Raw genomic sequence first — 10,909 nt, 5'->3', positions numbered from 1 at the left:
CGCTCCTCGGGGGACCCTCCGGGCCCCCGCTCGTCACGACACCGCCACCAAGAGCCGTCCCCGGCCCACGCCGAGCCCCCCGTCGCTCCTCGGTCGGGGTCCGCTCAGCTGACGGCGGCGACCACGCCGGCCAGGCGGTTGGCGACCTCGTCGGCCTGGCGCTGGGTCGGGGCCTCCACCATGACGCGGACCAGCTGCTCGGTGCCCGAGGGGCGCAGCAGCACCCGCCCGGAATCGCCCAGCTCGGCCTCCACGGCGTTGACCGCCCCGGCCACCTCGTCGCTCTCCACCACCGCGAGCCGGTCGGACACCGGCACGTTAACCAGCGTCTGCGGGAGCCGGTGCACCACCGACGCCAGCCGCGCGAGCGACGAGCCCGTCTCGGCCATCCGGGAGAGCAGCGCCAGCGCGGTCAGCAGGCCGTCGCCGGTGGTGGCGTGCTCGAGGAAGACCAGGTGCCCGCTCTGCTCCCCGCCGAGGCTGAGCCCACGGGCACGCAGCGCCTCGAGCACGTAACGGTCGCCCACCGCGGTGGTCAGCACGGCGATGCCGGCGTCGCGCATGGTGTGGTGGAAACCGAGGTTGCTCATCACGGTCGCGACGACCGTGTCCTCCTTGAGCGCGCCGCGCTCGTGCAGCGCCAACGCGCAGACGGCCAGGATCGCGTCGCCGTCGACCACCTCGCCATCGGCGGTCACGGCGAGGCAGCGGTCGGCGTCCCCGTCGTGCGCGATGCCCAGGTCGGCCCGCTGCGCGCGCACCGCCTCGACCAGCGGCCCCAGGTGGGTGGACCCGACGCCGTCGTTGATGTTCCACCCGTCCGGCCGGCAACCGATGGCGTGCACCTCGGCACCGGCGCGGCGGTAGACCTCGGGGGCGATGGCCGCCGCCGCGCCGTGAGCCCCGTCGACGACCAGCCGGATGCCCGACAGCGGCCGGTCGACGGTCGACAGCAGGTGGTCGACGTAGGTGTCCGCAGCCCGGGGCAGGTCACCGACCCGGCCGATCTCCGCACCCACGGGTCGATGGGTGTCCGTCCGGCGGCGGAGGACGGTGACGATGCGCTCGATCTCGGCCTCGACGGCGTCCGGCAGCTTGTGCCCGCCCCGGCTGAACAGCTTGATGCCGTTGTCGGGCATCGGGTTGTGGCTGGCCGAGATCATGACCCCGAGGTCGGCACCGGTGCTTTCGGTGAGGAACGCCAGCGCCGGCGTCGGCAGGACGCCGGCGCGGAGCACCTGGGCACCGGCGCTGGCCAGGCCCGCGACGACCGCGGCCTCGAGCATCTCGCCACTGGCCCGCGGGTCGCGCCCGACGACCGCGACGGGACGCGAGGTCCCGTCGCGGTCGGCCAGCACGCTCGCGGCGGCGCGCACGACCGAGAGGGCGAGCTCCGGGGTGAGGTCGTCGTTCGCCCGGCCCCGCACGCCGTCGGTCCCGAACAGGCGGCCGCCCATCAGCGACTCCCCCGTCGCGCCGGTCAGCGCTTGGAGTACTGCGGGGCCTTGCGGGCCTTCTTGAGCCCGTACTTCTTGCGCTCCTTGACCCGCGCGTCGCGGGTGAGGAAGCCGGCCTTCTTCAGCGCCGGACGGTCGTCGGCCTCGACCTCGATGAGGGCGCGGGCGATGGCCAGGCGCAGCGCGCCGGCCTGGCCGGTGACGCCACCGCCCTTGAGGATGCCGACCACGTCGTACTGCTCGGCCTTCTCCAGGGTGACCAGCGGCTCGCGGATGAGCTGCTGGTGCACCTTGTTGGGGAAGTACTGCTCCAGGCTGCGGCCGTTGAGGCGGAACTGGCCGGTCCCGGGCACGAGCCGCACGCGGACGACGGCCTCCTTGCGCCGGCCCACGGTCTGGACGGGACGCCCTTCGGCGTCGGTCACGGTCATCGGGCTGCTCACTGGGCCACCTGCTTGATCTCGAAGGTCTGCGGACGCTGGGCGGCGTGCGGGTGCTCGGGCCCGGCGTACACCTTCAGCTTCTTGAGCATCTGCCGGCCGAGGCTGTTGTGCGGCAGCATGCCCTTGACGGCGCGCTCGATCACGCGGTCCGGGTGGGTGCGCAGCTGGTCGCCGACGTTGATCCGCTTGAGGCCGCCCGGGTAGCCGGAGTGGCGGTACGCGATCTTCTCGTCCCGCTTGCTCCCGGTCAGCGCCACCTTGCCCGCGTTGACGATGACGACGAAGTCGCCGACGTCCACGTGCGGGGCGTACTGCGGCTTGTGCTTGCCGCGGAGCAGCGTCGCGGTCTGGCTGGCGAGTCGACCGAGCACCACGTCGGTGGCGTCGATGACGTGCCAGGCCCGGGCGACCTCGCCGGGCTTGGGTGAGTACGTGCGCACGGCGCTCGTGTCCTCCGTCGTCGTCGGGGCGGCTGGTGGGATCGCCTCGCCGAACACGGGAGACGGCGCGGTCGCGCGCAGCACCAGCCGGCTCGCGCGCGCCGGCCGATCACGATACCAGTCGAACGACCCCGTCCTCCGCAGCCCTCCCAGGCTCAGGGGCGAGCCTCGGGACGGGGCCGCGTGGCAGTCCGCGGGTTCAGCGCACCTCGTGCAGGCGGCCGGTCTCGACGTCGTACACCGTGCCGCGGATGTCGTGCGACAGCAGGTAGGGGCAGGCCTTGAGCAGCCGGATCGACTCGCGGACGTCCTCGTGCACGTCGATGAACGAGCGCAGGACCCACGGCGGTCGGACGCCGGTCGCCCGCTCCACCTGGCCGGCGAAGGAGCTGTCGTCCGCGCCCTGCAGGCCGCAACCGGTGTGGTGGACCAGCAGGATCTCGCGCGTGCCGAGCAGGTGCTGCGAGACGGTGAGCGAGCGCAGCGTGTCCTCGGTGACGACCCCTCCGGCGTTGCGGATCACGTGCGCGTCCCCGACCGAGAGCCCGAGCATGGGGAACAGCGGCATGCGGGCGTCCATGCAGGCGACGACGGCCACCCCGCGCGCCGGGGGCGCCGGCAGGGGCCCCGGGAAGGTGGCCGCCCACTCCTCGTTGGCGGCCAGCATCCGGTCGATCTCGGTCATGCGCCCTCCGTCCGCCTCACGGGCGGACCCTATCCCGGCGCCGGGCCCGATCCCGGTCCGGCCCGGCGGGCTCCTGCGGTCGGGCGCGACCGTCGCCCCGAGTTCGAGGTCCGGCCGCCCGCGCTCCTGGTCGCGCACCGCCCGCCCGCGCACCCGGACGTCGGCCATCGGCGAGGATGTGCCCGTGCGGACGGTCGAGGAACACCAGGCGGTCGTCGCGGCCCTGCTCCCGCTGCTGCCCGAGGAGGAGGTGCCCCTCGCCGCCGCCAACGGCCGGGTGCTCGCCCGGGACGTGCACGCCCGGGTGGCGCTGCCGGGCTTCGACAACTCGGCGATGGACGGCTACGCGGCCCGCTGGGCTGAGGTCTCCCCCGCGGCCGGCGGCACGCCGGTCCGGTTGCCGGTCGCCGCGGACGTCCCGGCCGGGCGCACCGACGTGGTCCCGTTGCAGCCGGCCACCGTCCAGCGCATCATGACCGGCGCCCCGCTGCCGCCCGGCGCGGACGTCGTCGTGCCGGTCGAGCTCACCGACGGCGCGACCGACGTCGTCGAGATCCGCGGCACCCCCGCCCGCGGCACCCACCTGCGCCGGGCGGGTGAGGACATCGCGGAGGGGGCGCTGGCCCTGCCCGCCGGCACCGCGCTCGGCGCGGCCCAGCTCGGCCTGGCCGCCGCCGTCGGCGTGACGTCGCTGACCGTCCGGCGCCGCCCGCGGGTGCTGGTGCTGTCCACCGGCAGCGAGCTGGTGCGGCCGGGCGAGCCGCTGCAGCGGGGGCAGATCTACGAATCGAACTCGACCCTGCTCGCCGCCGCGATCGAGGACGCCGGCGGGGAGGCCCGCACGCTGCACTTCGTGCCCGACGACGTGGCCCAGTTCCTCGCCGCCGTGCGCGGCGAGCTGGCCGGGGCCGACCTGCTGATCACCAGTGGCGGGGTGAGCGCCGGCGCGTACGAGGTGGTCAAGGACGCCTTCCGCGAGCTGGGCACGGTCGAGTTCACCAAGGTGGCGATGCAGCCCGGAGGCCCGCAGGGTGCCGGGACGGTCGACGGCGTCCCGGTGACCACCCTGCCCGGCAACCCGGTCAGCTCGTTCGTCTCCTTCGAGGTCTTCGTCCGCCCCGCGCTGCGCCGGGCGCTGGGGCACACCCATCCCGACCGCCTGCACGCGCCGGCCCGGTTGACCGGAGCGCTGCGGTCGCCGGCCGGCAAGCGGCAGTACCTCCGCGGCCGCTACGCCGGGGGCCAGGTCTCCCAGGTGGGCGGCCCCGGCTCGCACCTCGTCGCCCACCTGGCCCGCGCCAACTGCCTGGTCGTCGTGCCCGAGGACGTCACCGAGCTGCCCGCGGGCGCGGAGGTCGACGTCGTCCTGATCGAAGGAGCCCTCCAGTGACCCCGGAACCCGGACTGACCCACGTCGACGAGCGCGGTGCCGCCCGCATGGTCGACGTCAGCGCCAAGCCGGTCACCGCCCGCGAGGCCACCGCGGCCGGGCGGGTGCTGGTCAGCCCCGAGGTGGTGGCGCTGCTGCGCGGCGAGGGGGTGCCCAAGGGCGACGCGGTCGCCGTCGCCCGCATCGCCGGCATCGCCGGCGCCAAGCGGACGCCGGACCTGGTGCCGCTGTGCCACCCGATCGCGCTGCACGGTGTCACCGTGGACGTCGAGGTCGCCGACGACGCGGTCGAGATCACCGCGACGGCGCGCACCGCCGACCGGACCGGCGTGGAGATGGAGGCGCTGACGTCGGTGGCGGTGGCCGGGCTGACGCTGGTCGACATGGTCAAGGCCGTCGACCCGCGGGCGGTGATCACCGACGTCAGGCTGCTGGCCAAGTCCGGCGGCACGAGCGGGGTGTGGACCCGGTGAGCGCCGGGCCGCACCACGTCGCACTGCCCGAGGGCGCCCGCGCGGTCGTCGTCACCGCCTCCAACCGGGCGGCGTTCGGCGTCTACGAGGACCGCAGCGGGCGGGCGCTGGCCGAGGGCCTGCGGGAGCTGGGGTTCGACGTCGAAGGCCCGCACGTGCGGCCGGACGACGTGGCCGAGCTGGAGGTGGTGCTGCGCGAGGCGGTCGCGTCCGGCGCCGACGTCGTCCTCACGACCGGCGGCACCGGCCTGTCCCCGACCGACGTGACCCCGGAGGCCACCCGGGCGGTGATCGAGCGGGAGGCGCCGGGCCTGGCCGAGGCGGTGCGCCGCTACGGGGAGGCGCACGTGCCGACGTCCGTGCTGTCCCGCGGGCTGGCGGGGACCGCCGCCCGCACGCTGATCGTCAACCTGCCCGGCTCGACCGGCGGCGTGCGCGACGGGCTGGCCGTCCTGGCCCCGCTGCTCCCCCACGTCGTCGGCCAGCTCCGCGGCGGCGACCACGCCTGACCAGGGCATTGGAAGCTTTGCCCCCCGATTTCGCGACGCAGGCCGTGGGCAAAGCTTCCAATGCCTGTGCGAGCCGACACCGGTCAATCGGGCAGGACCAGGCGCTCCGGGCAGGTGTAGACGTTGCAGCCGTCGCCGCGGAGGAAGCCGATCAACGTGATGCCGGCGTCGCGGGCCAGCTCCACGGCCAGCGACGACGGGGCCGACACTGCGGCGAGCACCGGGACGCCGGCCATCGCGGCCTTCTGCGTGAGCTCGAAGCTCGCCCGCCCGCTGACCATGAGCACGTGCCCGGCGAGCGGCAGGCGACCGGCGCGGACCGCGTCGCCGACCACCTTGTCGACGGCGTTGTGCCGGCCGACGTCCTCCCGCAGCGCGACCAGCTCGCCGCCGGCGGTGAACAGCCCGGCCGCGTGCAGGCCCCCGGTCCTGTCGAAGACCTGCTGCGCGGCGCGGAGCCGGTCGGGCAGGGCGAGCAGCACGGACAGCGGCAGGCGGACGGCGTCGGCGGCGACGTCGTGGCGGGTCTTCGTGCGGATGGCGTCGATGCTGGCCTTGCCGCAGACGCCGCACGAGCTGGAGGTGTAGAAGTTGCGGTCCAGCGCGGTGTCCGGCGGCTCCACCCCGTCGGCCAGGTCGACGTCGACGACGTTGTAGGTGTTGCGGCCCTCGTCGTCGACGCCCTCGCAGTAGCGCAGCCCCGCCACGTCGTCGGCCGAGCCGATCACGCCCTCGGTGGCGAGGAAGCCGTGCACGAGATCGAAGTCGTGCCCGGGCGTGCGCATGGTCACCGCGAGCGGCTCACCCCGCAGCCGGATCTCCAGCGGCTCCTCCGCGGCGACCGTGTCGGGCCGGGTGGTCCGCGAGGCCCCACGGATGCGCAGCACGGACGTACGGCTGGTGACTCGTCCCACGCCGAGGACGGTACCCACGCCCGGCGGCCTACCGTCTGCTCGTGCCCCCGCAGCAGCCGCCGCCCTACACCGCCGTGGTGCTGGCCGGGGGCCGAGCCGCGCGCCTGGGCGGGCAGGCCAAGCCGCAGCTCGTCGTCGGCGGGCGCACCATGCTGGCCGCCGTCCTCGACGCCGTCGCCGACGCCGCCGAACGGGTCGTCGTGGGCCCGCCGCAGCCGGTGCCCGGCGGCGTGCGCGTCGTCCGGGAGCAGCCGCCCGGCGGCGGCCCGGTGCCGGCGCTGCGGGCCGGGCTCGCCGGGGTGGGCACCGAGGTGCTCGTCGTCCTGGCCGGCGACCTGCCCTTCGTCACCTCCGAGGTGGTCCGCGCGCTGCGCGCCGGGCTCACCCGGGACGGCGTCCTGGTCGTCGACGACGCCGGCCGGGACCAGTACCTGCTCGGCGCCTGGCGGACGGCGGCGCTGCGGGCGGCCGTCGACGACGTCCGCGGCCCGACGTCGCTGCGGTCGCTGCTCGCCCCGCTGGCCGTCGACCGGCTGCGGACGTCCCCCGCCCCGGGGCAGCCGCCACCGTGGACCGACTGCGACACCCCGGCCGACCTCGCCCGTGCCCGCGCGGCCGTCCCGCCGGAGTAGGCGGCCGCCACACGGGTAGCGCGGCGGCATGCGCATCGTCATCGCCGGCGCCCACGGGAAGGTCGCGCGCCGCCTCGGCCGGTTGCTGTCGGCCCGGGGCGACACCGTCGTCGGCATCGTCCGCAGTCCCGACCACGCCACCGATCTGTCGGCCGACGGCGTCGAGCCCGCCGTCCTCGACCTCGAGCGGGCCTCGGTCGACGACGTCGCCGGTGTCGTGGCGGGAGCCGACGCCGTGGTCTTCGCCGCCGGCGCGGGCCCGGGCAGCGGCGCCGCGCGCAAGGACACCGTCGACCGCGGCGCCGCCGTGCTGCTGGCCGACGCCGCGGAGCGGGCCGGTGTCCGGCGCTACCTGCTGGTGTCGTCGATGGGCGTAGAGGGCGTCGCCGGCGGCCGGACGCCGCAGGGCGCGGATCCGGTCTTCGTCGCCTACCTGCGGGCCAAGCTCGCCGCGGAACAGGACCTGCTCGCCCGCCGGGGCGTTGCCGCGACCGTCGTCCGCCCCGGCGGCCTGACCGACGACCCCGGCACGGGACGGGTCACCCTGGCCCGCTCCGTCGCGCGGGGGCAGGTGCCGCGGGACGACGTCGCCGCCGTGCTGCTCGCCCTGCTCGACGACCCCCGGGACGGGGCCGTGGTCGAACTCGTCGCCGGTGACACCCCGGTGGCGGAGGCGGTCGCCTCGCTTCCCTGACGGCCCCGTCCGGGGCACTGCCCCGAGTGTGCGAGGGGTGGGGAGGACGGGGTCCTTCCACCGTCCAGGGCACCGCCCCGAGCGTGAGAGGGGTGGGAAGGTTCCCTGATGGAACGGCCCCGCCCGGGGCACTGCCCCGAGCGTGCGAGGGGTGGGGAGGACGGGGTCCTTCTACCGACGCGCCCGGGTGACCAGCGCACGGGCGGCCAGCTCGGCGTCGGCCGGGTAGTCGACGCGGACCAGGGTGAGGCCTCCGGCGGGTGCCACCGGCACCTCGTCGGCCCGCCGGGTGCGGGCGAGCAGGCCCGCCGGCCAGCCGGTCGGGCGACGCCCCTCGCCCACGACCAGCAGCGCGCCGACCAGGCTGCGCACCATCGAGTGGCAGAACGCATCGGCGGCGGCGGCAACGGTCACCAGGTCGCCGTCGCGGGCGACGTCCAGCGCGAGGAGCGTGCGCACCGTGCTCGCCCCTTCACGGCGCCGGCAGAAGGCGGCGAAGTCGCGCTCGCCGCGCAGCGCGCCGGCCGCCCGGGCCATCGCCTCCGCGTCGAGGGCGCGCGGCCAGCCGACGGTGTCCGCCCGGCGCAGCGGCGGCGGACCGGCCGGGCCGTCGGTCAGCCGGTAGACGTAGTGCCGGGCGAGCGCGCCGAAGCGGGCGTCGAAGTCCGGGGGCGCCTCGTCGACGGCGGTCACGGCGACGTCGGGCGGCAGCACTCCGCGCAGCCTGCGCAGCAGCCGCTCCCGGTGCTCCACCCACGGGGCGCGCGGCACGTCGCCGTGCGCCACCTGGCCGGTCGCGTGCACACCGGCGTCGGTGCGCCCGGCCACGGTCAGCGGCACCGGGCAGCGCAGCACCGTGGCCAGGGCGTCCTCCAGCTCGCCCTGCACGGTCCGCTGCCCGGGCTGGCGGGCCCAGCCGTGCAGCGCCGTCCCGTCGTAGGCGATCCGGAGCCGGAGGCGGACGAGCCCGCCACCGGGTGCGGTGGCGGGCTCGTCGGTCGGGTTGGTGATGAGGGTTACTTCGGGTCCGGTGCGGCCTCGCCGCCCGGCGCCTGGGTGCCGGCGGTTGCGGCGTCCGTGCTCTCCGCGGCGTTGACCTCGGCGGCGGTGGCGTCGGCCAGCTCCGGCGAGAGGGCCGGGTCGTCGACAACCGCGGTGTTCTGCGCCCTCGGCTGGGGCGTCACGGCGTTCTCGTCCTGCACCTCGTCGTCGGGGTTGTACACGTCGGTGACGACCTCCTGCGCCTCCTCGTCGACGGCGCCGCCGGTGGCCGCCGGGGAGGTGTCCCCACCGGGACCGGCGTCCTCGCCGGTGCCGACGGCGGCCGCGTCGTCGGGGGTGTCCGGGCTGACGTTGCTACCGGCCTCGGCCGCCTCGACGGCGTCGGCGGTGACCTCACCGGAGGCGGCGGCAGCGCCGGCGCCCGAGGCGAAGCGGGTGCCGCGGGCGCGCTCGGCCTCGCCGACCGCCTGCTGGGCCACGGTCAGCGCCTCGACGAGCTCGATGACCGCCATCGGCGCGTTGTCACCCTTGCGCGACCCCACCTTGGTGATGCGGGTGTAGCCGCCCGGCCGGTTCGCGAACCGGGGACCGATCTCGGCGAACAAGGTGTGCACCACGTCCTTGTCCCGGATGGTCCGCATGACCTGCCGCCGGGCGTGCAGGTCACCGCGCTTGGCGAAGGTGACCAGCTTCTCGGCGAACGGGCGCAACCGCTTGGCCTTCGTCTCGGTGGTGGTGATCCGCCCGTGCTCGAACAGCGACGTGGCCAGGTTGGCCAGCATCAGCCGCTCGTGCGCGGGGGACCCGCCGAGACGGGGGCCCTTGGTGGGGGTGGGCATGTCGGTCCTTCCTCGGGCGGCCGGGCGGTCGGTGCGCGGCTGCGGTCCTTCGTCCGTTCAGTGTGGCGGGTGGCCGGTCCGGGCCGGACGGCGGGCTGCCGTCCGGCCCGGCCCCGCTGCAGGCCACGGGTGCGGCCCGTCCCAGGTCCCACCCCGAGCCTCGTGGGGTGGGGAGGGCGGGCTCCTGTCAGAGCTGCTCGGTCTCCCGGTAGTCGCCCTCGGCGTACTCCTGGACGTCGCCGTACGGGTTCCCGTAGTCGGCGGTGCCCTGGTAGGCGTCGGTCTCGTAGCCCTCGTCGTAGCTCTCGACCGAGCTGGGGATGAACCCGGGCGGGCTGTCCTTGAGGGCCAGGCCCATGGCCGCCAGCTTCATCTTGACCTCGTCGATCGACTTGGCCCCGAAGTTGCGGATGTCGAGCAGGTCGGCCTCCGACCGGGTCACCAGCTCCCCGACGGTGTGCACGCCCTCGCGCTTGAGGCAGTTGTAGGACCGGACGGTGAGGTCCATGTCCTCGATCGGCATCGAGAAGTTGGCGATGTCGGCGGCCTCGGCCGGCGACGGCCCGACCTCGATGCCCTCGGCCTCCAGGTTCAGCTCGCGCAGCAGGCCGAACAGCTCGACCAGCGTCGAGCCGGCGCTGGCGATCGCGTCGCGCGGCGCGATGGAGGGCTTGGTCTCGACGTCGACGACCAGCCGGTCGAAGTCGGTGCGCTGCTCGACGCGGGTGGCCTCGACGGCGTAGGTCACCTTGAGCACCGGCGAGTAGATGGAGTCGACGGGGATGCGGCCGATCTCCTGGCCCGGCTGCTTGTTCTGCGGGGCCGGGACGTAGCCGCGGCCGCGCTCGACGACCAGTTCGATCTCCAGCCGACCCTTGCCGTTGAGGGTGGCGATGTGCAGGTCGGGGTTGTGCACCTCGACGCCGGCCGGCGGAGCGATGTCTGCCGCCGTCACCTCACCGGGACCCTGCTTGCGCAGGTACATGGTCACCGGCTCGTCCGAGTCGGAGCTGACCACCAGGCCCTTGAGGTTGAGGATGATCTCGGTGACGTCCTCCTTGACGCCCGGCACGGTGGTGAACTCGTGCAGGGTGCCCTCGATCCGGATGCTCGTGACGGCCGCGCCGGGGATCGAGGAGAGGAGCGTGCGGCGCAGGGAGTTGCCGAGGGTGTAGCCGAAGCCGGGCTCCAGCGGCTCGACGATGAACCGCGAGCGCTGCTCGGTGATCGTCTCCTCGGTCAGGGTGGGGCGCTGTGCGATGAGCATGGTCGTTCCTCCTGGTTCCTCCGGCGCCCGCCATATGACGCCGCGAGGGGTCGTGCAGGTCCCGGCGGGCATCCGTCCGCCCGCCGGGCCGTGGTGAGGCGATGGAACGGCCCCCTCGCCGGGACCCGCCGCGCGCCGAGCGCGTGGTGGGGAGCGAGGGGGTC

Annotated in this window: 12 protein-coding genes and 1 pseudogene; 5 read left to right on the top strand and 8 right to left on the bottom strand. The window is 75.4% G+C overall.

Features of this window, described 5'->3' with window-relative positions; genetic code table 11:
• Nucleotides 1-104: 104 nt before the first annotated feature.
• The 4 genes from glmM to OF117_RS14220 form a co-directional block, all read right to left on the bottom strand.
• Nucleotides 105-1,457: a phosphoglucosamine mutase gene (glmM, locus tag OF117_RS14235; RefSeq protein ID WP_263553490.1), complete on the bottom strand. Its 1,353-nt coding sequence runs from the start codon at nucleotides 1,455-1,457 to the stop codon at nucleotides 105-107.
• Nucleotides 1,458-1,480: 23 nt separating this feature from the next.
• Nucleotides 1,481-1,888, bottom strand: coding sequence for a 30S ribosomal protein S9 (gene rpsI / locus OF117_RS14230; RefSeq protein WP_263553489.1), 408 nt, complete (start codon nucleotides 1,886-1,888; stop codon nucleotides 1,481-1,483).
• 8 nt (nucleotides 1,889-1,896) lie between these two features.
• On the bottom strand, nucleotides 1,897-2,340 hold the full coding sequence (gene rplM, locus OF117_RS14225) for a 50S ribosomal protein L13 (protein ID WP_263553488.1): 444 nt from the start codon (nucleotides 2,338-2,340) through the stop codon (nucleotides 1,897-1,899).
• A 199-nt stretch (nucleotides 2,341-2,539) separates the two neighbouring features.
• Nucleotides 2,540-3,025, bottom strand: coding sequence for a beta-class carbonic anhydrase (locus OF117_RS14220; protein ID WP_263553487.1), 486 nt, complete (start codon nucleotides 3,023-3,025; stop codon nucleotides 2,540-2,542).
• 184 nt (nucleotides 3,026-3,209) lie between these two features.
• Between OF117_RS14220 and glp the strand changes: the two genes are divergently transcribed.
• The 3 genes from glp to OF117_RS14205 are packed head-to-tail and all read left to right on the top strand — an operon-like array spanning nucleotide 3,210 to nucleotide 5,397.
• Nucleotides 3,210-4,415: a gephyrin-like molybdotransferase Glp gene (gene glp, locus OF117_RS14215; protein ID WP_263553486.1), complete on the top strand. Its 1,206-nt coding sequence runs from the start codon at nucleotides 3,210-3,212 to the stop codon at nucleotides 4,413-4,415.
• Complete coding sequence (moaC, locus tag OF117_RS14210; protein ID WP_263553485.1) at nucleotides 4,412-4,888, top strand: cyclic pyranopterin monophosphate synthase MoaC; 477 nt, start codon at nucleotides 4,412-4,414, stop codon at nucleotides 4,886-4,888. The genes glp and moaC overlap by 4 nt, the downstream gene beginning before the upstream one ends.
• Nucleotides 4,885-5,397 carry a molybdenum cofactor biosynthesis protein B gene (locus OF117_RS14205; RefSeq protein WP_263553484.1) on the top strand — a complete coding sequence of 171 codons (513 nt, stop codon included), beginning with the start codon at nucleotides 4,885-4,887 and terminating at the stop codon, nucleotides 5,395-5,397. The genes moaC and OF117_RS14205 overlap by 4 nt, the downstream gene beginning before the upstream one ends.
• An 83-nt stretch (nucleotides 5,398-5,480) precedes the next feature.
• Here the strand turns inward: OF117_RS14205 and fdhD are convergent, their stop codons facing one another.
• Nucleotides 5,481-6,311, bottom strand: coding sequence for a formate dehydrogenase accessory sulfurtransferase FdhD (gene fdhD, locus OF117_RS14200; RefSeq protein WP_263553483.1), 831 nt, complete (start codon nucleotides 6,309-6,311; stop codon nucleotides 5,481-5,483).
• A 41-nt stretch (nucleotides 6,312-6,352) separates the two neighbouring features.
• On the opposite strand from fdhD, the gene OF117_RS14195 reads away from it, so the two are divergent.
• Nucleotides 6,353-6,943 (top strand): molybdenum cofactor guanylyltransferase, encoded by a 591-nt coding sequence (locus OF117_RS14195; protein ID WP_263553482.1) that lies wholly within the window; start codon nucleotides 6,353-6,355, stop codon nucleotides 6,941-6,943.
• A gap of 28 nt (nucleotides 6,944-6,971) precedes the next feature.
• The gene (locus OF117_RS14190) at nucleotides 6,972-7,637 is read left to right on the top strand and encodes an SDR family oxidoreductase (RefSeq protein WP_263553481.1); all 666 of its coding nucleotides are present in this window, start codon (nucleotides 6,972-6,974) and stop codon (nucleotides 7,635-7,637) included.
• A 171-nt stretch (nucleotides 7,638-7,808) separates the two neighbouring features.
• Here OF117_RS14190 and truA read toward each other — a convergent pair whose 3' ends face one another.
• The 3 genes and pseudogenes from truA to OF117_RS14175 all read right to left on the bottom strand — a co-directional run bounded on the left by truA (nucleotide 7,809) and on the right by OF117_RS14175 (nucleotide 10,745).
• Nucleotides 7,809-8,582 carry a tRNA pseudouridine(38-40) synthase TruA gene (truA, locus tag OF117_RS14185; RefSeq protein ID WP_263553497.1) on the bottom strand — a complete coding sequence of 258 codons (774 nt, stop codon included), beginning with the start codon at nucleotides 8,580-8,582 and terminating at the stop codon, nucleotides 7,809-7,811.
• Between the two features lie 548 nt (nucleotides 8,583-9,130).
• Nucleotides 9,131-9,478, bottom strand: a pseudogene (gene rplQ, locus OF117_RS22270) (50S ribosomal protein L17); the annotation flags it as partial.
• 187 nt (nucleotides 9,479-9,665) lie between these two features.
• Nucleotides 9,666-10,745: a DNA-directed RNA polymerase subunit alpha gene (locus OF117_RS14175; RefSeq protein WP_263553480.1), complete on the bottom strand. Its 1,080-nt coding sequence runs from the start codon at nucleotides 10,743-10,745 to the stop codon at nucleotides 9,666-9,668.
• Nucleotides 10,746-10,909: the final 164 nt, after the last annotated feature.

This window comes from Geodermatophilus sp. YIM 151500 (assembly GCF_025716945.1).
Classification (GTDB): domain Bacteria; phylum Actinomycetota; class Actinomycetes; order Mycobacteriales; family Geodermatophilaceae; genus YIM-151500.
Note: the sequence above shows the minus strand (reverse complement) of the source record. Positions and strands in the feature narration are given on the sequence as shown.